The organism is Tumebacillus permanentifrigoris (assembly GCF_003148565.1).
Taxonomy (GTDB): domain Bacteria; phylum Bacillota; class Bacilli; order Tumebacillales; family Tumebacillaceae; genus Tumebacillus; species Tumebacillus permanentifrigoris.
Genome location: NZ_QGGL01000007.1, coordinates 107418 through 130991, shown reverse-complemented (window position 1 = coordinate 130991; position 23574 = coordinate 107418). Strand labels below are relative to the sequence as shown.

General features: G+C 56.1%; 21 protein-coding genes. 11 read left to right on the top strand and 10 right to left on the bottom strand.

Going from position 1 to position 23574, the window contains the following annotated elements; all coding sequences use genetic code 11:
- The 6 genes from C7459_RS23290 to C7459_RS09740 form a co-directional block, all read left to right on the top strand.
- A partial coding sequence (locus C7459_RS23290) for a fibronectin type III domain-containing protein (RefSeq protein ID WP_425450721.1) occupies positions 1–1347 on the top strand: 1347 nt, incomplete at its 5' end.
- A 180-nt stretch (positions 1348–1527) separates the two neighbouring features.
- Positions 1528–3156, top strand: coding sequence for a dynamin family protein (locus C7459_RS09760; protein ID WP_109688722.1), 1629 nt, complete (start codon positions 1528–1530; stop codon positions 3154–3156).
- 7 nt (positions 3157–3163) lie between these two features.
- Positions 3164–5131, top strand: a complete 1968-nt coding sequence (locus C7459_RS09755) for a dynamin family protein (protein WP_109688720.1) — start codon at positions 3164–3166, stop codon at positions 5129–5131.
- Positions 5132–5349: 218 nt separating this feature from the next.
- Positions 5350–8490 (top strand): FlgD immunoglobulin-like domain containing protein, encoded by a 3141-nt coding sequence (locus C7459_RS09750; RefSeq protein WP_146200988.1) that lies wholly within the window; start codon positions 5350–5352, stop codon positions 8488–8490.
- Between the two features lie 149 nt (positions 8491–8639).
- A complete protein-coding gene (locus tag C7459_RS09745; protein WP_109688716.1) occupies positions 8640–9497 on the top strand; it encodes an SPFH domain-containing protein in 858 nt (285 codons plus the stop codon).
- Between the two features lie 16 nt (positions 9498–9513).
- A complete protein-coding gene (locus C7459_RS09740) occupies positions 9514–9675 on the top strand; it encodes a type II toxin-antitoxin system antitoxin (RefSeq protein WP_109688714.1) in 162 nt (53 codons plus the stop codon).
- A gap of 37 nt (positions 9676–9712) precedes the next feature.
- On the opposite strand, the gene C7459_RS09735 is transcribed toward C7459_RS09740, so the two are convergent.
- Complete coding sequence (locus C7459_RS09735) at positions 9713–10102, bottom strand: globin domain-containing protein (protein WP_109688712.1); 390 nt, start codon at positions 10100–10102, stop codon at positions 9713–9715.
- Positions 10103–10211: 109 nt separating this feature from the next.
- On the opposite strand from C7459_RS09735, the gene C7459_RS09730 reads away from it, so the two are divergent.
- On the top strand, positions 10212–10505 hold the full coding sequence (locus C7459_RS09730) for a DUF2087 domain-containing protein (RefSeq protein ID WP_109688710.1): 294 nt from the start codon (positions 10212–10214) through the stop codon (positions 10503–10505).
- Positions 10506–10676: 171 nt separating this feature from the next.
- Here C7459_RS09730 and C7459_RS09725 read toward each other — a convergent pair whose 3' ends face one another.
- From C7459_RS09725 to C7459_RS09715, 3 genes are read right to left on the bottom strand one after another with little or no spacing between them, the layout of a single operon-like run.
- Entirely contained in the window at positions 10677–12305 is a 1629-nt protein-coding gene (locus tag C7459_RS09725; RefSeq protein ID WP_109688708.1) for a GMC family oxidoreductase, read from the bottom strand.
- Complete coding sequence (locus C7459_RS09720) at positions 12298–12912, bottom strand: gluconate 2-dehydrogenase subunit 3 family protein (protein WP_109688706.1); 615 nt, start codon at positions 12910–12912, stop codon at positions 12298–12300. Before C7459_RS09720 ends, C7459_RS09725 begins: the two co-directional genes overlap by 8 nt.
- Before the next feature lie 5 nt (positions 12913–12917).
- On the bottom strand, positions 12918–13319 hold the full coding sequence (locus tag C7459_RS09715) for a hypothetical protein (RefSeq protein ID WP_109688704.1): 402 nt from the start codon (positions 13317–13319) through the stop codon (positions 12918–12920).
- Between the two features lie 138 nt (positions 13320–13457).
- Here C7459_RS09715 and trmB point away from each other — a divergent pair, with 138 nt between their 5' ends.
- From trmB to C7459_RS09695, 4 genes are all read left to right on the top strand, one after another.
- Complete coding sequence (trmB, locus tag C7459_RS09710) at positions 13458–14123, top strand: tRNA (guanosine(46)-N7)-methyltransferase TrmB (protein ID WP_109688702.1); 666 nt, start codon at positions 13458–13460, stop codon at positions 14121–14123.
- Positions 14124–14585: 462 nt separating this feature from the next.
- Positions 14586–15770: a S8 family peptidase gene (locus tag C7459_RS09705; protein ID WP_109688700.1), complete on the top strand. Its 1185-nt coding sequence runs from the start codon at positions 14586–14588 to the stop codon at positions 15768–15770.
- 130 nt (positions 15771–15900) lie between these two features.
- Positions 15901–17088, top strand: a complete 1188-nt coding sequence (locus C7459_RS09700; RefSeq protein WP_109688698.1) for a S8 family serine peptidase — start codon at positions 15901–15903, stop codon at positions 17086–17088.
- A gap of 97 nt (positions 17089–17185) precedes the next feature.
- On the top strand, positions 17186–17815 hold the full coding sequence (locus C7459_RS09695; RefSeq protein ID WP_109688696.1) for a hypothetical protein: 630 nt from the start codon (positions 17186–17188) through the stop codon (positions 17813–17815).
- 100 nt (positions 17816–17915) lie between these two features.
- Here the strand turns inward: C7459_RS09695 and C7459_RS09690 are convergent, their stop codons facing one another.
- The 6 genes from C7459_RS09690 to C7459_RS09665 form a co-directional block, all read right to left on the bottom strand.
- Positions 17916–18821 carry a response regulator gene (locus tag C7459_RS09690; protein WP_109688694.1) on the bottom strand — a complete coding sequence of 302 codons (906 nt, stop codon included), beginning with the start codon at positions 18819–18821 and terminating at the stop codon, positions 17916–17918.
- Positions 18818–20110, bottom strand: a complete 1293-nt coding sequence (locus C7459_RS09685; RefSeq protein ID WP_109688692.1) for a sensor histidine kinase — start codon at positions 20108–20110, stop codon at positions 18818–18820. Before C7459_RS09685 ends, C7459_RS09690 begins: the two co-directional genes overlap by 4 nt.
- A 73-nt stretch (positions 20111–20183) precedes the next feature.
- Positions 20184–20840, bottom strand: a complete 657-nt coding sequence (locus tag C7459_RS09680) for an amino acid ABC transporter permease (protein ID WP_109688690.1) — start codon at positions 20838–20840, stop codon at positions 20184–20186.
- A gap of 18 nt (positions 20841–20858) precedes the next feature.
- Positions 20859–21512 carry an amino acid ABC transporter permease gene (locus C7459_RS09675; protein ID WP_109688687.1) on the bottom strand — a complete coding sequence of 218 codons (654 nt, stop codon included), beginning with the start codon at positions 21510–21512 and terminating at the stop codon, positions 20859–20861.
- A gap of 161 nt (positions 21513–21673) precedes the next feature.
- Positions 21674–22534 carry a glutamate ABC transporter substrate-binding protein gene (locus tag C7459_RS09670; protein ID WP_109688859.1) on the bottom strand — a complete coding sequence of 287 codons (861 nt, stop codon included), beginning with the start codon at positions 22532–22534 and terminating at the stop codon, positions 21674–21676.
- Between the two features lie 29 nt (positions 22535–22563).
- Complete coding sequence (locus C7459_RS09665; RefSeq protein ID WP_109688685.1) at positions 22564–23289, bottom strand: amino acid ABC transporter ATP-binding protein; 726 nt, start codon at positions 23287–23289, stop codon at positions 22564–22566.
- Positions 23290–23574: the final 285 nt, after the last annotated feature.

Genomic DNA, 23574 nt, shown 5'->3' with positions numbered 1-23574 from the left:
GACAATGGCGACGGCAAAGTGAGCCTGCAATGGCAAGGCGTGAACGGCGTCACCGAATACCATATCTACCAAGATGGTGAACTTGTGCTGACGACCCCTGCGGGCACCACCACGGCAACGTTGACCGGCCTGACCAACAACCAAGTCTACCGCTTCAGCGTCAGTGCGGCGAATGCGATTGGCGATTCACTCCACTCTGCCGAAGTACTGGCTATGCCGTATAACAACGACCAATGGCTGAACCCGATCATGACTTCGAACACGTCGCCGTTGGGTGCGGTGACGACGAATCCGAGTAACGGCACAGCGTATCTGTTGTTTGATCATAACGACGCCAACTCCATCTCGCTTGCTGGGGGAAAGGGAATCATCGAGTATGACTATCAGACTCCCACACGGATTCACGAGTATACGATGATGCCGCTCCCAGGGTATCTGACACGGATGCCGAAATCGTGGACATTTGAAGGGTTTAACGGGACAGACTGGGTGATCCTTGATACTCAACAAAATGTGACACCGTGGACCGTATCGAGAAAATACTTCACGTTCCAAAACGATCTCGTCTTCTCCAAGTATCGCCTGAACATCACGGGAAACAATGGCGATGCTAGCTACTTGACGATGAGCGAGATCCAACTGCTTGGTACTTACGAGACTCCCGCCACGCCGAAAGGGTTGTGGAATACGAACAATGGCGACGGCAAAGTGAGCCTGCAATGGCAAGGCGTGAACGGCGTCACCGAATACCATATCTACCAAGATGGTGAACTTGTGCTGACGACCCCTGCTGGCACCACCACGGCGACGTTGACTGGCCTGACCAATAACCAAGTCTACCGCTTCAGCGTCAGTGCGGCGAATGCGATTGGCGATTCACTTCACTCTGCCGAAGTACTAGCTATGCCGTATAACAGCGTACAGTGGCTGAATCCGATCATGACTTCGAACACGTCGCCATCGGGTGCGGTGACGACGAGTCCGAGTAATGGGACCGCGTATTATTTGTTCGATCATAATGACACCAACTATATAACGCTTGCTGGGAGAATTGGAACCATCGAGTATGACTATCAGACTCCCAAGGCGATTCACGAGTATACGATGATACCGTACCAAGGGTATCTGACAAGGATGCCAAAATCGTGGAAATTTGAAGGGTTTAACGGCACAGACTGGGTGGTCCTCGACACCCAACAAAATGTGTCGTCATGGACAACTGGGACTCGGAAATACTTCACCATCCAAAACGACCTGTTCTTCTCCAAATATCGCCTGAACATCACCGAGAACAATGGCGATATCAACTTCTTGACCCTGAGTGAGATCCAATTCCTTGGGAATTAGGGCGTGGTCTCAACAGTATGACCACCACTTCACGGACACCAAGCAACTCGAAAAAACCTCCCAGACTTCTCTGGGAGGTTTTTTCACCTTTTCGCTGCTAGGTGCGTATCTTGTAAACCCGTGATAGAATCATCTACGGAAGAGTTTATTTCGAACGCATGCAGATAGGAGTTTTTTCTAATGAATTCTATAGAGACGTTACAACTGCAAGTCCGTCACGAACGCCTCGGCGAGCGCCTCGGACAGATTGCAGCCGAGATGGAACGCACCGGCGACACGACACACGCAACCAAGATGCGCGACTTGTTGAGCAAACTCGAAGCGGGCGAATTCGCCATCGCATTCTGCGGGCACTTCTCCGCCGGGAAATCCACGATGATCAACACGCTGCTCGGCGCTGAGATCCTGCCGTCCAGCCCGATCCCGACCTCCGCGAACGTCGTGAAGATTCACGGCGGGGCGTCCTATGCCCGCGCCTACCTCACCGATGGTGACTATCTCGAATTCGACGTCGCCACGGACTTGGAGAAAATCAAAAACTACGCGGTCGACGGCACCACCGTCGAATCGATTGAGATTGCACACCCGTCCGACCTGCTCGCCCCGAACCTGTCTGTGATGGACACACCGGGCATCGACTCCACCGACGACGCGCACAAAGTGGCAACCGAATCGGCGCTGCACCTCGCGGACGCCGTGCTCTATGTCATGGATTACAACCACGTCCAATCGGAGTTGAATTTTTCCTTCACCAAGACGCTAAAGGATCGTGGCAAGCCCGTGTTCCTCGTCGTCAACCAGATCGACAAGCACATGGACTTTGAGCTGTCGTTTGACGACTATCGAGAGAGCGTCATCGAAGGCTTCGGCAACTGGGGCATCGAACCGGACGGTCTCTTTTTCACCACGTTGCAGGAACCCGATCACGAGGAGAACATGTTCGCGGCGCTGCATGAGAAACTTGGTGAGCTGTTCGCCAGCACCGATACCCTGCTGGTAAAAAGCGTCGTGTCCTCCGCGGCCTACCTGATCGACGAGCACCGCAAAGTGCAAGCGGCGGCGAACACCGAACAGCGCGTGGCGTTGGAAACTTCGCTCGACGCGGTGGAGGATGCGGACGAATTGCTCGCCAACGCCGACCTCGCTCGTCAGCAATTGCACCAGTTGCTCGCCGCACCGGATGAATTGGAAACAAGTCTGAAAAAGGAGATCAACACCCTCCTCGACAATGCCAAGATCACGCCGTTCCAGACGACCGAATTGGCGGGGCACTACCTCAAAAGCCGCAAACCGGGCTTCAAAGTCGGCTTCCTGTTCGCAGCAGGCAAGACCCAGCAGGAGATCCAAAACCGCCTACAGGCGCTGTACGAGGACTTCGCGGAGAAAGTCAAAGCCAACATCGATTGGCACATCCGCGAACTGCTGGTGAAAGTGCCGGAATCGTTTGGCGTGCGCAACGAATCCTACGCGAAGTCGGTCTACGAGGCGTTCAACGTCTCCTATGGCCCGGAAACTCTCGCAGCGGTGGTCAAGGAAGGCGGCCTCTCCTCCGACGAGTACATGTACCAGTACGCCAAGGACATCGCCGCCGAAGTCAAATCGCTCTATCGTCGCGAAGCCCTGTGCTTCCTCGACCTCGCCGTCCAGAGCGCCAGAGCCCAAGCGGAGGAAAAAGGCGCTGATCTGCGCCGGCAATGTGACGCCGCCGCCGACTTGTTGGCAGCCAAGGAAGCCCTGCAAGCGCTCGAAACGTCTGAAAAAGAGTACGTAGCACGCCTCCTGCGCGTGTTGACTGGGGAAGGGGAATAACGCTCAGATGGAAGATTTCAAGTCTCAACTAGGTCAAACGGCCGCCCGCCTGCGCACGGCGGCCGAAGTGACCGCCCAACTCACGGGCCTGAAGTCGATGGCACAAGGCATGCGCACACGGGCGGATCGACTGGAACAGAACCTGTTCACCGTGGCGCTTTTCGGTGCGTTCTCCGCAGGCAAGTCGTCTTTTGCCAACGCGTTGATGGGCGAGATGGTCCTGCCGGTCTCACCGAACCCGACCACCGCTGCGATCAACAAAATTCTGCCGCCGACCGACGAGTTTGCACACGGCAGCGTGCGCGTGAAGATCAAGACGGAGCGCGATATCACCTTGGATGTACAGCAGTCGCTCGCTGTATTTGGCCTGTCCGCAGCGTCGCTCGACGCCGCACTGGACGAGATCACCAAGCTCGACCCGTCGCAAGTGTTGTCCACCGCCAAGCCGCACTTTAGTTTCTTGCGCGCAGTCGCCAAAGGGCTGGCTCCGATCCGTGAACATCTCGGCCAGGAATTGCGCGTCGACATGAAGGAGTTCAAATCGTTCGTGGCCAAGGAGGAGAAAGCCTGCTTCGCGGAGTGGATCGAACTCTACTACGATTGCCCGCTGACTCGCCAAGGCATCACCTTGGTCGACACGCCGGGAGCGGATTCGATCAACGCCCGCCACACAGGCGTCGCCTTCAATTACATTAAAAACGCGGACGCAGTCCTTTTTGTCACCTACTACAACCACGCCTTCTCCAACGCCGATCGCGACTTCCTGACACAGCTCGGGCGGGTGAAGGATACGTTTGAAATGGACAAGATGTTTTTCGTCGTCAACGCCTCCGACTTGGCGAAGGACGAGGAGGAACTGCGCGGCGTCGTCGAGCATGTCCGCAAAAACCTCGTCGCCTGCCAGATCTCGATGCCGCGCATCTACCCGGTGTCTTCGCAGACCGCACTGCTCGCCCGCCTGCATGAGAAGGGGCAACTGGCAGGGTCGGCTGAGAAAGTCTACCGCCAGCGCACGAACAGCGGCGAGGGTGAACTGATGCCTGGAAGTGAGGCGCTCACGCTCTCCGGCCTGCGCAGGTTCGAGCAGGACTTCCTCTCGTTCACGATCCAAGAACTGACCCAGATCGCCGTCAAATCGGCGGTCTCCGAGATTCGCCGCGCCGTCACCACACTGGATGACTTGATCTCGACCGCCAACGAGGACGAATCGGTGCGCACGGAGAAACGGCTTGCGACCGACACAGCGAAGCAACAAGCGCTCGCCGGCGTACACAAAGTCGATACCTCCGCCGAGGAACGTGCTGTGGAGAAAGAGATCGACGAACTGATCTACTACGTCAAGCAGCGGCTGTTCTTCCGCTTTGGCGACATGTTCAAGGAAGCGTTCAACCCCGCTGTGCTCCAAGACGACGGGCGCGATCTGAAAAAGGCACTCCGTTCGTCGCTCGACGAACTCGTGCGCTACATCGGCTACACGCTGGGCCAAGAGATGCGGGCGACGGCACTGCGCATCGAGAAGCATGTCAACCACAGCGCCAAGCGTCTCGCAGATCGCATGGCAGACGCTGTGCGCGAATCCGCGCCGAAATTGGAGCTGAAACCGTTCCAGCCGCACACCTTTGAGACGCCGGAGTTTGAGGAAGAACTCCCGACATACCGCGCCGAGGACTACCAAGCGACGCTCTCGTTGTTCAAGTCCGCCAAGGACTTTTTTGAGAAAAACGGCAAGCAGTCGATGCAGGAAGCACTGGACAAGCAGTTGCAAGCGCCCGTGCAAACCTACCTCGACGAAGCGGGCCACCGTTTCAAAGACCTCTACACCGCCGCTCTGCTGACTGCCGTAGCGGACGGCAAACAGGGCGTTGCGTCCGATGTGGAGGAATACTTCGCCGGGATTCTCGAAGCGCTCTCAGCAAAAGTCGATGTGGAGAAACTCAGCCATTCCCGTGACGTGTTGTCTCATTTACTTGCATAGGAAAAAAAGGATCACTGCCTGTTGCGGGTGATCTCATCAGGGCGACCACCTCGCCAAAAAGCGAACACCCACCAGCGATGGTGGGTTTTTTATTTTGTGATTAAAACCTTATTGAATCATAACTTTCCGTGTGCTATCATGGATCTTACATACATTCAAATATGTGCTAACTATCCTGTAAGAGATCACAAAAGATCACAAGAGGGGAAGGGTTGCCGATGCAAGGAAGCAGAGGCACGACCAGCAAGGGTTGGAAATTGGCGCTGGCAATCGGCGCAGGTTTCGCGATCACCGGATGGTTCACCGTGACACCTGCACACGCGGAGGACAGCAAGTTCATTGAGATGAACACGTTGTCGGAGCAACAGCTCTCCGCACGAGTGGCAGAAGTTCTCGCTGATCCGACCACATTTACAGCGGGCGATCTGATCGTCAAGTACAAGCCGGGCACGGATGCCACCCAGATCGCCAACAAGCACGCGGCGTCTGTCAGCAAGAAAAACGCCAATTTGCGCCTCGGCAAGTTGAAAGTGAACAACGCCGCGCTCAAGCAAACTTACATGGACCTCGTGCGCGACCCCGAAGTGGAGTACGTACAACCGAACTATAAATACAGCCTGTCCGCAACGTCGAACGACCCGAACTACTCGGCGCAATGGTCGCTGCCGAGAATGCACGTCCCCGAAGCATGGGGCTATAGCAAAGGCGATTCCTCGATGGTGATCGCGGTCGTCGATTCTGGCGTCCGCACCGACCACCCAGACCTCGCCGCCAGCCTGTTGCCAGGTATCAACACGATCACCAACGACAGCAACGTCAATGACGACAACGGGCATGGCACGCATGTCTCGGGGATCGCAGCCGGGATCATCGACAACGGCGTAGGCATCTCCGGTGTCGCCGGGAAAGCCAAAATCCTGCCGATCAAAGCGATGAATGCATCCGGTCAAGGGTATGACATCGACATCGCAGAGGGCATCACGTGGGCGGCTGATCATGGCGCGAAGGTGATCAACTTGAGCCTTGGCTCCCCGTCGTTCTCGCAAACTACACAGGACGCGATCAATTACGCGTGGAGCAAAGGCATCTTGATCGTGGCAGCGGCGGGCAACAGCAACTCAGCGGCCGCTTTTTACCCAGCGGCTGGTGACCATGTTCTCTCCGTCATGGCGACTGATGAGAACAACGCGCGCGCGAGTTTCTCGAACTATGGAACGACCGTCGACATCGCAGCACCGGGAACCAGCATCTATGCAACCACCTATGACGGCGGTTATGGCTACAAGCAAGGCACCTCGATGGCGAGCCCGAATGTCGCCGGTGTCGCAGCGCTGGTCTGGAACTACCGTCCGACCCTGACCAACGCGCAGTTGGAAAAAGTGCTGGAGTCCTCCACGATCGATCTCGGCGCGGCGGGCAAGGACACCACGTTTGGCTACGGCCTGATCAACGCCTACACCGCGATGACCGCTGTGGTTGACACCACGCCGATTGGATTGACCGTCACAGGCGTCACTCCGAACCCGTTCAACCCGCTCGGGACGAACACCTCCACCATCTCCTACAGCATCGCGGAGCCGGGCAACGTCACCTTGAAGATCCTCGACAGCAACAACAACGTCGTGAAAACGGTCCTCAATAATGTAGCCGTCACCACGGGCACCAAGACGGGCGCTTGGGATGGCAAAAACAGCGCAGGCCAGATCGTGGCAGAAGGCGTGTACTCCTATGTGCTGAGCGCTACGGACGCATGGGGCAACAATTCCACGCCGCTGACCGGGACGATCAAAGTCGACCGGACAGCTCCCGTGCTCTCGGCAGCCAGCATCACCCCGAGCGTTTTTGTCCCGACGGGTTCGAACACCGCCGCGATCAACTATACGTTGTCGGAGAACGCCAAAGTCACCGTCGGGATCTACAACAGCAGCAACGCGCTCGTGAAGGCGATCACCACCAACGCGCAACAGAACGCTGGAGCGAACAGCGTGCTGTGGGATGGCAAGACTGCGGCCGGCGTGATTGCCAACGATGGCAACTACACCTACAAAATCACCGTGACCGACTATGTGAACCTCAGTGGAGTTGCGGCGAGCGGTGCTATCTCGATCGACCGTTTCAAACCGGAACTCACGAAGGTGACGGATACACCAGATCCGTTCAAAGTCACCGGGCTCACGAACAGCACGATCTCCTATACGCTGTCTGAGGATGCCAACGTCAGCGTCAAGATCTATAACAGCACGGGCTCCGTCGTGCGCACCTTGCAAAACGCTCTGCTGCCCTATGGTGTGAAATCTGTCGTTTGGAACGGCAAAAACGACGCAGGTGCATTGGTGGACGACGGCACCTACACTTACAAAATCAACGCGACCGACCGTAACAACAACGTGGCACCAGAAGTGACAGGCACGATCACGACCGACAAAACGCTACCGGTCATCACCTCGTCGACCACGACATTGCCGATCGCTCCGGGCACCGGAACCGCCACACTAAGCTATACGCTGTCTGAGAATGCGAAAGTGACCTCGGGCATCTATAACAGTGCAGGTGCTCTGGTCAAGGCTCTCGACAGCAACATCGCGAAAACCGCCGGGACGATCGCCCTGACCTGGGATGGCAAAAACACCGCCGGAGTGTTCGTCCCGGACGGCGTATACACCTTGAAGATCAACGCAGTGGACGCTGTGGGTTGGACAGCAACACCAGTATCGGTCACGATTACTGCGGAGACGGGTGCTGCAAAGTTCACCGCAGTCACCGCCACACCGAATCCCTTCAAAGTCACGGGCACGGCCAACGCGACGATCGCCTACACCCTTTCTGAAAATGCGACGCTGACGTTGAAACTCTACGATGCCAACGGCACCCTCGTCCGCACGCTGGTCAATGCGGTCGCCACGACCTTCGGTCCGAAGTCGGTGCTCTGGAACGGCAAAAACGACGCGGGTGCGCTCGTCGCCGATGGTGTATACACCTACAAGTTGAACGCGACCGATTCTGCCGGCAACGTTTCAAGCGAAGCGACAGGCACGATCACGACCGACAAAACCGCGCCGACGGTCACCCCGTCTGGCACGCCGGTCACGTTCAAGCCAGGCACAAGCACGGCCTCGATCGCCTACACGCTCTCGGAGAGCGCGAAAGTCACGATCGCGGTCTACAACAGTGCAGGCGCGCTGGTCAAGACGCTGGCAACCAATATCGCCAACCTCGCAGGCTCCAACAGCGTGGTCTGGGATGGCAAGAACGCATCGAACCTCTTCGTCGCGGCGGGCACCTACACCGTGAAGATCACGGCGACCGACGCGCTGGGCTGGATTTCAACCCCGGTTTCGTTCACGATCACCGCACAATAAGCACAAGCTGCACGATTTCAAAAAAGGGGCGGTACCCAACCGCCCCTTTTTGCTTGCATTCATTGCCAAATTCGCAGGCAGTATGATATCATGATGATATCAGAGTGATATCAACTGATAATAGGTGAGAATGGAAAGGGTGGTTGTGCATGCAAGAGAAAAAAGCGTGGGCGTTAAACGGATTCGTCGGCATCCTGCTCGTGTTGTTGTGGTTTGCCATCGGTGGGTTTATCGGGGCAACTTCGGATGGAGTCGGCGGACCGATCGTCGCGATCGTCTTCCTGTTCCTCGGCATCCTGTCGCTGTCCGGTCTCCAGATCGTACAACCGAACCAAGGCTATGTCGTGATGTTTTTCGGTCGCTACCTCGGCTCGCTGCGAGAGGATGGGTTCTGGTGGACGATCCCGTTTAGTTCGCGCAAAAAAGTCTCGATGCGTGTGCGCAACTTCCACACCAACCAGTTGAAAGTCAACGATGTGGACGGCAACCCGATTGAGATTGCGGCGGTGATCGTGTTCAACGTGGTCGATTCCGCGAAGGCGATGTTCGATGTTGACAACTATGAGCGCTTCGTGGAGATCCAGTCGGAGATCGCGCTGCGCCACATCGCCAGCTACTATCCTTACGACAACCTCGATGACAAAGGCGGATTCACCCTGCGTGCGAACGCGGACGAAGTCGCGGAGCAATTGCAACTCGACCTCCAGAACCGATTGGCGATCGCAGGTGTGAAAGTGCTTGAAGCGCGTCTGACACACCTCGCCTACTCCGCAGAGATCGCACATGCGATGCTCCAGCGTCAACAAGCATCGGCGATCCTCGCCGCACGGGCGTTGATCGTCGAAGGGGCTGTCGGCATGGTGAAGATGGCGATTCAGAAGTTGCAAGCGGAAGGCGTGGTCGAGTTGGATGAGGAGCGCAAAGCCGCGATGATCAACAACTTGATGGTGTCGATCGTCTCAGACCGTGGTACCCAGCCGATCGTCAACGCTGGATCGCTCTACTAGACGGGCGGGATGTGTCATGGCGAAAAAGCAATTTCCGCTCCGTCTCGATCCCAAGGTCTACGAAGCGTTGGAGCGTTGGGCCGGCGATGAGTTTCGCAGTGTCAACTCGCACATCGAACTCCTGTTGCGCGAGGCGCTCAAACGCGCCGGACGATTGAAGCCAGAGGAGCAGGAATAGAAAAAAGACCAACCTCCGTGGGAGGTTGGTCTTTTTGTTACGAGTTGGAGCGGTTGACCATATGATACGCCGTCTGCGTCAGGCGGTCGTACACGAAGTCGCGTACCGGGCCATCCAACCCGATCTCGTCCAGCGCTTCGGTCATGCAGGACAGCCACGCTTGGGCGCGGGTCGGCGTGATCTCGAAGGGCATGTGTCGAGCACGCAACATCGGGTGGCCATACTCGTTGGAGTAGAGGGTCGGCCCGCCAAAAAATTGTGTGAGGAACAGGTATTGCTTGTCCGCGACCGGGTCGAGGTCTTTTGGGAAGATCGGGATCAAGTCCGGGTGCTGGCCGACACGCTTGTAAAAAGCGTCAACCAGCTTGCGGATCGTCTCGGCCCCGCCGATCAATTCATAAACAGTCTTCTCGGGAGTATCGTGCATGAGGGAAGACTCCTTTCGCTTCACTTCGATACTGATTTTATCACATTGACAGCAAGATGCGAATGCAACTATCATCTTATTAGATAACATTCGAATCGGGGGTTCCCATATGAAAGACTTATATCCGAAGGAATATGAGAAGACGCTGCGCGACTTTCTCACGGCAGACGGTCGGTTGAAGAACATCCCTAGCCAGCGCAAGAAAAAGCTGTTCGTGTTCGAACACATCCTGTCCGGTCTCGACCCGGAGCGCGCGTATCCAGAGCAGGAACTGGACGACTACATCCGCCGCTTCCATGATGACCACTGCACGATTCGCCGCGAGTTTATCATCAACCGGCACATGACGCGCGACCAAAACGTCTACACCTTGAACCCGAAGGAACAGTGGGCGAAAATATAGGGAAGGGAAATGGTTGAGCGAAGGAGATCCTCACACTGTGTGCGCGTGAAGGCGTCGGACAAGTGGTCTGGTCTCCGCTCCTCTGTAACCCCCCAGCTCAAGGGCAGAAAAGGCAGGTTCTCCACGTGGAGACCTGCCTTTTTTATCATCTTCATCGGTTGCAGGTGTTGGTTACAGGTGTTGCTTGATCAGCTCGTCCTTCAAGTGCGCAGCCGTTCGGGCGGCGAGCGCCATGACGGTAGCCGTCGGGTTGCCACTGCCAGAGGTGGGGAAGACGGCGGCGGAGCAGATGAACAGGTTCGGGATGTCGTGCGCTTGGCACCATCCGTTGACGACCGAGGTCGCCGGGTCGCTTCCCATCCGCGTCCCGCCCATCAAGTGCGCCGTATCGGACACCACGAACTCCGGCGTTCCACCAGCCGCTTTGAGAATCTCCTGCATCTTGACCACCGCATGGTCGATCAGCTTGCGGTCGTTCTCGCCATAACTGAACGTCACTTTGGGCATCGGCATCCCGTACTCGTCCCGCTCATCGGCGAGCGTCACGGCGTTCTGCTCAGCGGGCAACACTTCACCGACCATCGTGATCCGTCCGTAGAAATTGTAGTTGAGCATCGTCTCGCGCAACCGGCGTCCCCAGATGCCGGCCTCCCGCGCCAGCCCAGAGCCCATCGCCACCGGACGCGCTCCATGTGCATGCAGGGTGTAGCCGCGCACAAACCCACGGTTCAACTGCGTCTCATAGAAGTCCTGCGTCGTCGCCAGCACCGGCGTGCCTTTGTACAAGCGGATCTCCTGCTCAAAGCGCCCGTACACATCGTTGCTGGAGTGTGTCATCAGATACTTTCCGACCGTTCCGCTGGAGTTGCACAGGCCGTCTGGGTGCCCGGTGGTCGCGGAGGCCAGCAACAAGCGCGGTGTCTCCACCGCATATGACGCCAACACGATCACGCGCCCGCGCTGCCGATACTCCACACCGTCGTGGTTAAAAATCACGCTCTGTGCGCGACCTTTGGCATCGAGTTCGATCTGTGTCACCATGCAGTCGGTCAGGAACTCCGCGCCATGTCCGATCGCCTTCGGAACGTGATGGACCAGCGAGGAGTACTTGGCATTCGGCATGCATCCCTCGTTGCAGAAGCCACGGTTGATGCACGGGGGTCGCCCATCGAACGGAGCGGAGTTGATCGCCAGCGGTGTGACGACAGAGCGGATGCCGAGTTGCTCACAACCGATGCGGAACATCTCGGCATTGGCACTGAGCGGATCGCGTTCCGGGTAGGGATAGGGCCCGCGAAACGCGCCCCACGGGAAGTGCTTGGGTCCAGACACGGCGATCTCTTTTTCCATGTATCTGTAAAAAGGCTCCAGATCGTCATAGGTGATCGGCCAGTCCGCGCCGATGCCCTCGACGGTCTTCATGCGGAAGTCACTCTCATGGAAGCGCAAAAACACACCCGTCCAGTGTGTAGAGCCGCCGCCGACTCCGCGACCGGAATTGTTTTTGCCCATGCGCAGTGGGTCGGTGCCATCGACGATTCGCGTGTCCTGCCAGCCGAGGTGCTGCATCGACAGCTCGTCGGAAGCGAAGTCGCTCTGTGGATTCCAGAACGGCCCGGCTTCGATCACCACGACTTTCAACCCGGAACGCGCCAGCTCATACGCCATGATCCCGCCGGCCGTGCCAGCCCCGACGATCACCACATCGGCATCCTCGGGGTACTTGCGGTGGTTGAGATCGTCGTAGCGATAGCCATCGTAATGACAGACGTTGTGGTGAATCGGGTCCTGCTCATGCATCTCGTTTCGCCTCCCACGGGTCGGTCAGCCCGAACTCGCTGCGCACGTACCCGCGCGGATAGGCGGGCCCGCCATAGCCGATCTCCGACCAGACCAGCGGATGTGAATAGTACGCGCTCACCGACTCGGTCAGCATCTTTTTAAAAAACTCCGGTGCTGGCAACTTCGTGCCGACCGGCGTCTGCAGGGTCAGCGTGTCGCGCTCCAAACCGACCAACAGCGCGGTTTGACGCTCTGGAGAGAGCGCAGTGAACGAGTGGCTATACTCCGACTGCGCCAACGTCTCCAGCGCCGCCAACCCGTCGCGAATCAGCACCTTCTCTGGCGGCGTGCCAGCCTTGCGCTGATCCTCCCCGATCGTGGAGGCGAGTTTGGAATCATAGTGTTTCACCACATAGTCCAGCAACTTCAAACGACTGTCATCGACAAAAAGCGCTGTCAGCGCCCGGATGCATTCGACCTCTGCCCCCGTCAGTTGCGAAAAGGTGACCGGCAGATCAAAGCGCTTGACGACGATCTCGCGCGTATGCTCGTCCCAATGTTCTTGTTCGTGCATGACATCATACTTCGGGTAGTGCGTGCGCAACGGTTCAAATGGATTGTCCATATGGCTCACCTCCTCCAGTACAGGACGATCAGCGAGATCAAACTGGTCGCTGTGATCATCCCAGGCAGTGCCACAGGCGGCCCGACGAGGAAATTGCGCATCTCGTATCCGCCGACCCGTTCACCGACGCCGCGCCAGTGCAGGTAGGACCCCATCAGTCCGGCGAGCAGCGAAGCGGCGAGCAGCAGTGTTACCGCCAAGCCGAGCCATACGGCAGGGTAGAACACATACGTCATCATCGCCAGCGCATCGAGCGGGGTGGCGATGACCGGAATCCACATCGACCAGTGGCGGAAATTCTGCCGATAATGGAACAGCGTGACCTGAACAAAAATCACAAAGTACATGAGCCCGAGCAACACCACCAACACGCGCTCCAGCGGCCATCCGTACCATACGTTGATCATTGAGGGAAGCACACCTCCAAAAAAGTTTGTCTCCCTACCAAGCATTGCCTACGCAGGTCTTGCACAGACTGTGGACAGATACTATAATTCAATTTGCAATGAATACCTAAATACCTAGACAAAGGTGAGACAACCCACATGCGCATTCGCGGACGCGACAAGTTTTTGCGACAATACAATACGTACATCGAGGAGGGCCGGATCATCCCGGAAGCGCCGAAGTACAAAGGCCGCTGGCGGGAATTGTTCGGCAACGACAACCCGATCTACATCGAGATCGGCACCGGGCGTGGGCAGTTCATCTCCCAACATGCGGTGCAGAACCCAGAGATCAACTACATCGGCATCGAGCTGGAGTACCTCTTGCTCGGCCGTGTCGGGCACAAAGCCGAAGTGGCAGGGGCTGGCAAAAACCTGATCGTCACCCCGGCAGATGCCTCGCGTCTGACCGATTTCTTCGAAGTCGGTGAAGTCCAGCGCATCTACTTGAACTTCTCCGACCCGTGGCCGAAGAACCGCCACACCCCGCGTCGCCTCACGCACAGCAATTTCCTGAAGTCGTACCGGGAAGTGCTCGATGCGCACGGTGAGGTACACTTCAAGACAGACAACCGTCCGCTGTTTGAGTTCTCGCTGAACTCCTTTGCCGAGGACGACTGGAAACTGTCGAAGATCACGCTCGACCTGCACAACTCCGAATGGGCTGAGGGCAACATCATGACCGAGTACGAGCAGAAATTTTCCGAACAAGGCGTGCCGATCAACCGCCTGGAAGCGCGAGCACTACCCAAGCGCGATCTGTAAGCCAAAAGCACCCGTCTGCAAAGCACGGGTGCTTTTTTGTTTGCCAGCAACATATAGATATCCGTAGGAGTGAGAATTACTGTCGAATGATGTAGATTCTTCTATAAAAGTAGATAGATTCGATTTTGCCTGAAAACAGGAGCCTATCCCCGAAAAACGCACGAAAACGGGAAAGGAACTTTGATGATGATTTGTCGGTGCATTTTGATCGAACGATCATAAAAAGGGCCACAAACCCCGATCTGCCGTTGTGCAGAGCGGGGTTTTTTGTCGAAATTAATAAATGTAACGAATTAGAGAGGTGTAAACTGCGGATTTCGTGTAGAACGAGTAAGAAAAAGCAGGATAATCAGCTCAGATAGGATTTTTTCCAAGTTGTCAGTCACTTTATGTTTAGAATATACTCAAGTTGCAAGTTGGTTTACTAAAAATTACTAAAACACAGAAACGGGAGGTAACAAAATGGAAAAATTCAACAAGAAAATGGTTGGGGCTCTCGCAGCATTCGCAGTACTGGCATCTGTAGTTCCGGGCATGGCCTCTGCGGCTACCGCAGAGCAGACGGTATCCAAGCAAGAAGTGAAAACCAAGGCAACCGACCGTGTTCTCGTAAAAGTGAAAGCAGGCAAAGCGGCTTCTACCATCGCAGCGCGTCATGGTCTGTCTGAGAAGGCTGACCTCGGCGGCAACTGGAAAGTGCTGAATGTTCCGGATGGTAAAGTTGATCAATATCTCGCAACCTTGAAAAACGACGCAGAAGTCGAAGCGGTTGAAGCAGATGCGTACTACACCATCGATCAAACCCCGAACGATCCGTCCTACGGTTCGCAATGGCATCTGCCGAAGATCCAAGCCCCGCAAGCATGGGACATCACCACTGGGTCTACCTCCCGAACTGTCGCGATCATCGACACCGGCGTTGACCTCAACCATCTGGACCTGGCATCGAAGATCGTAGCAGGCTACGACTTCGTCAACAACGATACGGTCGCCCAAGACGACCACGGTCACGGCACACACTGCGCAGGGATCGCAGCCGCGCTCTCCAACAACGCGACCAACACCGCAGGCGTGGACTGGAACGCAAAAGTCATGCCGGTGAAAGTTCTGAACTCCGCAGGTTCTGGGTCGACCACCGCGATCACCAGCGGCATCCGTTGGGCAGCCGACCACGGCGCGAACGTCATCTCGATGTCGCTTGGCGGCGGCTCCTTCTCCCAAGCACAACAAGATGCCATCAACTACGCATATGGCAAAGGCGTCATCATCGTGGCTGCAGCAGGTAACAGTTCGACCAGCACCAAGTCCTACCCGGCAGCCTACGCAAACGTCGTAGCGGTTGCTTCGACCACCTCGACGGACGCGATGTCTTCGTTCTCGAACTTCGGGTCTTGGGTTGACGTGGCAGCACCGGGCTCCAGCATCCTGTCCCTGAAACTGGGCGGCGGCACCACCACGATGTCGGGCACCTCGATGGCAACTCCGGCTGTCGCAGGTCTGATGTCGCTCGCATGGTCGAAAAACCTCGGCTACTCCAACACCACCGTGATCAACCGCGTCGAGAGCACGTCCGATGCGATCTCTGGCACCGGCACCTACTGGACCTACGGCCGCGTCAACGCATACCGCGCTGTCAACGGCTTCTAAGAGACCGGTTGTACGAAAAGGCTAGGTCTGCCTCGTTGCAGACCTAGCCTTTTATTTCAGAATTTAGTATACTATTCGTGAAACTTGATTTACTCACAATTTCTAATAGAAAGAAACGGGAGGTAACAAAATGGTAAACTTCAACAAGAAATTAGTAGGTACGCTGGCGGCATTCGCAGTACTGGCATCGGGGATTCCGAGCATGGCATCTGCAGTGACGATCCATCAACCAGTTGTCAAGGCTGAGAAAGCCAAGGCAGCAAGTGACCGCATCCTCGTCAAAACCAAAACCGGTTTGGTCGCTTCCGACGTGGCAGCACGTCACGGCCTGACGGAAAAGAAAACGCTTGGCAACAGCAACTGGAAAGTGCTGAACGTTCCGGCAGGTCAAGCGGAAGCGTTCGTTGCCAAACTGCAAAATGACGCTGACGTAGAAGCTGTAGAACTGGATCATGTTCGCACGATCAGCGCGACCCCGAACGATCCGTCCTACGGTTCCCAATATCATCTGACCAAGATCCAAGCGAACACCGCTTGGGACATCACCAAAGGCTCCACCTCGCGCACGATCGCGATCATCGACACCGGGGTTGACCTCAACCACGCAGACCTGAAAGGCAAAATCGTTGCCGGCACCGACATCGTCAACGGCGACTCGGTCGCACAGGACGATCATGGTCATGGTACGCACTGCGCAGGTCTGGCTGCGGCGATCACCAACAACGCGACCAACGTAGCGGGCGTGGACTGGAACGCGAAGATCATGCCGATCAAAGTTCTGGATTCCACCGGTTCGGGCTTCGATTCTGATATCGATACGGCTGTCTACTGGGCGGCAGACCACGGCGCGAACGTCATCTCGATGTCGCTCGGCGGCGCTGTATTCTCCCAAGCAACCCAAGACGCGATCAACTACGCGTACAACAAAGGTCTGATCATCGTCGCAGCAGCGGGCAACGAGTCCACCTCCGCGATGTCCTACCCGGCTGCGTACAACAACGTGCTCTCGGTTGCTTCCACGACTTCGACTGACGCGAAATCTTCGTTCTCGAACTACGGGTCTTGGGTGGACGTGGCAGCACCGGGTTCCAGCATCCTGTCCCTGAAACTGGGCGGCGGCACCACCACGATGTCGGGCACCTCGATGGCAACTCCGATCGTCGCAGGTCTGGCTTCGCTGACCTGGTCGAAAAACCTGACCTATACCAACACCGCTGTCATCAACCGCATCAACACCACCGCTGACAAGATCACGGGCACGGGCACCTACTGGATCAACGGTCGTGTCAATGCTTACAAAGCGGTCAACGGCTTCTAATACAAAAAAAAGACAAAAGACCCATCAAAAGGTGGGTCTTTTTTACTGGCAAAAAGTCAGAATATTGAGTATACTAAAAGCAAGGGAGGGGATGAAGATGCAGAACCATTTTCACCAAGCTGAGTACTGCGACATGAACCTGGTACTTGGTAAAACGGACTTAGAACATTTTATCGGTCAATTGGCTTCCGGCGGGGTTTCGCTCTATTGGAAGGATCGCCATGAAGATGTCGTCCTCGTGGCCACCACGGGCATTGAGAAGAAGGAGTTTCACTTCCAGCCTTCGGAAGATGGCTTCGTGTTGACGGGGTCGGTCATCTTGCAAGACAAGAGACTGGTCAATGCCCTCCAGTACACGTTGATCCGCACCAAGGGGGAGGCTGTCGTCAAGCAATTCTCCGAGGGACCGATCCTGATCTCCAAATTCGCAAACGGGGAGGCCTTGCATATTATGGAACTTCATGGGCCGCGTAAGAAAGTCGTGTACGAGAAGCCGATCCGTGTGTCGAGTGAAGATGTGATCCGTGCGTTCAAGAGCCGGGACATTGAGCAACGCATTCCGGTTTTGAAACTTGAAATGGACTATGAACTGGTATCGCTCGCCGACGCTATGCAAGCGGGTGACCCAGAAGCAGTGCGCCTCGTCAAAGTTCGCCTCGAAGAATTGCGCCGTGAACTGATGCTCTGCGAAGCTTTCGACCAACACATTCCGGAGGTACTCCACTAAACCGATGAACGAGACGACGATGGACACCCAAACCTAAGGCGGCAGACTCAATCCAATCCAAGAGGATGGAGAGACTGCCGCCTTTTTGCGTGCCATACGATTAGGATTCTTCACTGCGGGCCTTGACTTCGGTGTAGAGGGCGGTGAGGAATTTTTTGATGTTCAGACGACAGCGCGTGGTTTTCTCCCCGTCTTGGATCTCCTTCATGCGGGTGCGCACGTCTTGGAAGTCGAACAGGCGCGGGGCGTACTGTTCAAAAGTCGGGTTGGCGTAGTCGGTCAAGCCAATCGAGGCGATGTGCCCCAGCGCTTGCAACACGGTGCGGCGCAAGCGTTGCTCCATCGCTTTGATCTCGCGCACCATCTGTTCGTAGGAGATCGACGGGTCATCCCCGATCAGCACCGCTTGGTAGAGGTCTTTGAGCATCGGGAGTTCACGCCAGCGGCCTTCGGTGCGGTGTAAATAGTACAGGATCTGCAAGAGGTCGCTGGAACCTGATTCACCTGCGATGCCCAGCGTGTTGAGGCTGTCGTGGGCGTGGTCTTCGAACGTCTTGTAGGTGACAGTCGCAGGACTGCGCCCACCCGCATGACCGTCGAGCAGAGACAGCGAACGGCGGATCGTGGTCAGCGATTGTTCGAGCTTGCAGTGCTCGGCGACGCGCTTGACGACGGCCAACACTTCGAGGCGGTTGACCGGCTTGTGGATGAACATGTCGACACCTGCTTGGTACGCCTCGCCGACCATCTCTTTGTTTTCGACTTGTGAGATCATCACGAATCGCCCTTGATAGCCTTGGCTGCGCAAGTCGCGGATCGTCTCGATGCCATCCTTGCCCGGCATCAGCAGGTCGATCAGCACGATGTCGGCGGGGCGCACATCCTCGATTGCGACCTCCAGACCGGACGCAGCGGCTCCAATCACTTCACCTAGACCGCCGTCCTCCAAGATCCGCTCCAGCATCCGGCGGGTGGCAGGATCGTCTTCGATGAGAAAGAAGTTCATGAATTCCACTCCTCCTTGTGCTTTTGCAACAATTCTGCGGTGGGCATGCGCATGGAAAACTGCGTGGTGCCCGCACGACGACGCATCTCGAGCGTACCGCCGAGCATGTGGGTGAGGTCTGTGCAGTGTGACAGGCCGATGCCCGTCGACGGGTTGCCACGCGAATCGTACTTGGTGGTGTAGCCGGGCTGGAAGACATACTCGGCTTCCTCGTCTGGGATGCCAGGGCCATCGTCCCAGACCATCCACTCCACATGCGCTTCGACCAAGCGCACGTCCAATCCGATGCGTCCGACGCGCGGAATCGCCTCCACGCTGTTGGCGACGAGGTTGTTGAGGATCGAAACCAGTGCGTAGGTGCGGTTGGTGTTAAGGTTTACGTTCGCCTGAATATGGAACTCGATGTCCTTGCCAAGCATGAGCGCATACTTGCGGTTCGCCTGCATCACGAGTTCGGTCAAGGCGCGCAGCGAGATCCGCTCCTCGACCGCTTCTTGCTTGAGCAGTTTGTCGAGACCGGCGAGGATGCGCTGGGAGTCTTTTTTTAACTCGTGGACTTCCTCGGCGATCGACAGCGCTTGGCGGGAGAAGTGTGTCGGCCAAACGCCCGCTTTTTCCTGACCCTTCAATTGTTTGTAGAGGTCGTAGGAATTTCGGGTGATGTCCTCGATGTGACCCATCGACTTGTTCAGGTAAAACCCCTCCTCATAGAGCGAGGCGTTGAGCAGCAACAGGTGTTCGATCTGTTCTTTTTGCTGTTCGCCGAGCAGTCGCAGTTGCCGGATCATCAGCATGTTGTACAAACCGACGACAAAAAACGAGCGCAGCGAGCCGAACAGGGCGAGGATCAACAGCGTGTGCAAGTCGAGCGTGTAAGTCCCGCCAAATTGGTTGCGAAGCAACAGTTCGCCGATGTTGGCGATCAGGTCGCTACCAGCCCCGATCACGCCGACGGCCAACGGTTTCTCTAAGCGGCGACGCAGGTTGGTACAGGTCAGAATCACGGCGAAGATCAGGTAGTAGACGGTGGAGGGCAGATGGTGCTGGAAGGCATGGGCAAGGCTTTGGCCTTGGTTGATGTCGAGGAAACCGCGGAACAACAGCAGGGACACGCCGACGCCGATCCCTGTCTCCAAAGGGCGCAACTGTCGAAACCAGATCAAGCCGAAAAAAAAGCAGGTCGTCCCGAGCGAGAACCGAAACGGTTCGCCAAACGGGTTCATTTTTAACTCGCCAAAAAAGGCGGTTGCTACCATGAGCAGCAACAGAATCAGATATCGATTGCGCACGTGAGGGCCTCCGCAACGTAAAAAAGCATCTTCTCTCAATTGTACCATGAGAGAAGATGCTTGTTCAGAACTTTTAGACTTGGAAACGACGTTCCAGACGGCCCGCGACCAACGAGAGTGCATAGTTGATGACGAAGAAAGTGAGCGCGGCGAGGATCAGCATCGGGAACACGTAATCCTGTTTCTGGCTGTAGACGATCTGTGCGGAGCGCAACAATTCCTCAATCGCGATGACGGTCGTCAGAGTCGTGTCCTTGATCAGCGAGATGAACTGGGAGACCAAGGGCGGCACCATCTTGCGCAGGGCTTGTGGCAGGACGATGTGGCGCAGGGTCTGCACATACCCGAGACCAGATGAGCGTGCAGCTTCCACTTGACCTTTGGGGATCGAGTTCAGACCGGCACGGACGATTTCGGAGATCATGGCCGCCTCGAAGATCGACAGCGCAGCGATCGCCGCTTGGATCGGCGTCAGGTTGAGGTTCATCACTTCTGGGATGGCGAAAAAGGTGAAGAAGATGATGAGCAGGAGCGGCAGGTTGCGGATCATCTCGACGAACGCCATCAGCACCTGTGAGAGTACCGGGATGCGGGCATAGCGCAGGATGGCGATCAGAGTGCCGAACAGGAAGGAGAGTGCGATGGACCAGATGGCGATCTCCAGCGTCACGCCGAGACCTTGCATCATGTACTTGAGATTGGCGGCGGTAAAAGCACCGGCGAAGTCCATAGTGTCAGCGCCCCCTTTCTAATACGCCCGTGCCAGTCGGCGTTCGAGGTAGCCGACGAACAGGCTGAGCGGGATGGTGAGGACGAGATAGAAAAGTCCGACAAAGATATAGGTCGAGAAGACGTCAAACGTTTCGGAGTTGATGGTGTCGCCAAAGTACATCAGGTCGAGTCCGGCGACCACGCCGAGAATGGACGAGTTTTTGACGAGGTTGATGAACTGGTTGCCCAGCGGCGGGATGACGACTTTGATCGCTTGGGGCAAGATGACGTACCGCATGGTTTGAATGTAGGTGAGACCGGAGGAACGGCCAGCTTCCATCTGTCCCTTGGGCACTGCGTTGATCCCCGCACGGATCGCTTCGGCGATGAAGGCTGAGGTGTAGACGGCAAGTCCCAACGTCCCGGAGGCGAACCCACTGAGGTTGATGTGCAGAACGGGCAGCCCGTGGTAGAACACGAAGACGGTGATCAGCAACGGGATGTTGCGCAGAAATTCAACGTAGGCCGTCCCAAACCAACGCAAGGGACGCACCGACGAGATGCGGAACACGGCGATGATGACACCGATGATGAAGGAGCCGACCAAGCCGAGCAAGGACGCTTCAATGGTGGTCATAAAGCCTTTGAGATACTCGTCTTGGTATGTCGTTAAAATGGTGAAATCGATCATGGGATCACCCCTTTCAAGGAGCTTAGAAAAAGGGAAGGAGCTACATGTCGCTCCTTCCAGTTCATCGCAAGGTAGTTCGTTTGGTGCTGGGTTCCACGATCAGCGCAAGTGATGTACCCTTTGCAAAGCTGATCGATGGAGGACTAGGTCAGCAACAAAGCTTACTTTTTCGGGTCTTCTTTGAACCATTGCTTGTAGATCTTCGCGTAGTCGCCGTTGTCGTTGATTTTCTTGAGGAAGGTGTTGAGGTACTTGGTGAACTCGTCTTCGCCGTGTTTGGAAGCGATGCCGTAGGGTTCGTCGGTGAACAGGCCGCCGGTCAGCACGTAGCTGGAATCTTGTTGGGACATGCCCATCAGGATCGCGTTGTCGGTGGTCAGTGCGTCGCCTTTGCCGGATTTCAGCGCGGTGAACGCTTCTGCGTAGTTATCGAACTCCAGAACTTCAACGCCCGGAGATTTTTCTTTTACGTTTTTGACAGAGGTTGCCCCTTTGACAGCGAGGACTTTTTTGCCCTTGAGGTCGTCGACCGTCTTGATCGGAGAGCCTTGCTTGACGAGCAGGGATTGACCTGCTTTGAAGTAGACGTCGGAGAAGTTGACTTGCTTTTTGCGTTCTTCGTTGATCGTCATCGTCGCGATGATCACGTCGATATCGCCTTTGTCGAGCATCGGAATCCGAGTTTTGGAGGTGACTTCCTTGAACTCGATTTTGTTCTCGTCGCCGAGGATGTCCTTCGCCAGCGCCTTCGCGATGTCGATGTCAAACCCGTTGACTTTGCCGGTTGCCGGGTCTTTCAAACCAAACAGGTTGGTGTCGAACTTCACGCCTGCGATCAGCTTGTCGCGCTTTTTGATCGCGTCAAGCGTTGCGGAGGAGACGGTGTCTGTTTTTTTGGTGCCGGTGTCGCTGGTGGTTTTGTTGTCAGTGCTGGAGGAGCTGCCACAGCCGACGAGCGCGAGTGCGGTCAGCGAGGAGACGACCAGAAGGGTCAGTGCTTTTTTCCACGATTTTTTCATCATCATGAGTGAGAAATCCCCTTTCGTTGCTTCTAGTGGTTGAGACGGCTGAGGAATTGGCGGGCGCGTTCTTCCTGCGGGTTGTTGAAGAACTCCGAAGGAATGCCTTCCTCAAGGATCTGGCCTTGGTCCATGAATACGATGCGGTCGGCCACTTCGCGGGCAAAGCCCATCTCGTGGGTGACACAGACCATCGTCATCCCTTCCTTGGCCAGCGACTTCATGACGTCGAGCACTTCGCCGACCATTTCCGGGTCGAGCGCTGAAGTCGGCTCGTCAAACAGCATGATCTGCGGCTTCATCGCGAGGCCGCGCGCGATCGCAACGCGCTGTTGCTGACCGCCCGAGAGCTGCGACGGGAACGACTTGGCTTTGTCCGGGATGCCGACTTTGGTCAAGTAGTGCATCGCGATCTCGGTCGCTTCGGAGTTGCTCATCCCGTTCACCTTCATCGGAGCCAAGGTGATGTTGTCGAGCACGGTCATGTGCGGGTAGAGATTGAAGTGTTGGAAGACCATGCCGATGTTGCGGCGCAGTTTGTTGATGTCGGTGGACTTGTCGTTGACTTTGGTGTCGTTGACCACCAGTTCACCGTCTGTCACGGTCTCCAGCCGGTTGATGCAACGCAACAGCGTTGATTTGCCAGAGCCGGATGGCCCGATGACAACCACGACTTCACCAGACTTGATGTGCAAGTCGATGTCACGCAGCACGTGGAATTGCCCGTAATGTTTGTTGATCTGCGAAAAATGGATCATGGCGTGATAGACACCCCCTTGCATTTCCTATCGAGAAAAATGACTGCATTTAGAATAATGGCAATACTACGGCAACATACGCAAACCTACAGAAAACTATTTACTGTGTATCGGGATAGGTGTAACTTTTTTTTGACCTCTGCGTCTATCTACTTGAATACATCGGATGCGGGACTTTTGATCTCCCATTATGGTCCCGCACTTCCCCCTTTGCATCCCTGTCCCTCACGTTGAGGTGACAGGGTTTTTTTTGCCCCGAGCGGGAAAACTACGGCAAAATCCCCT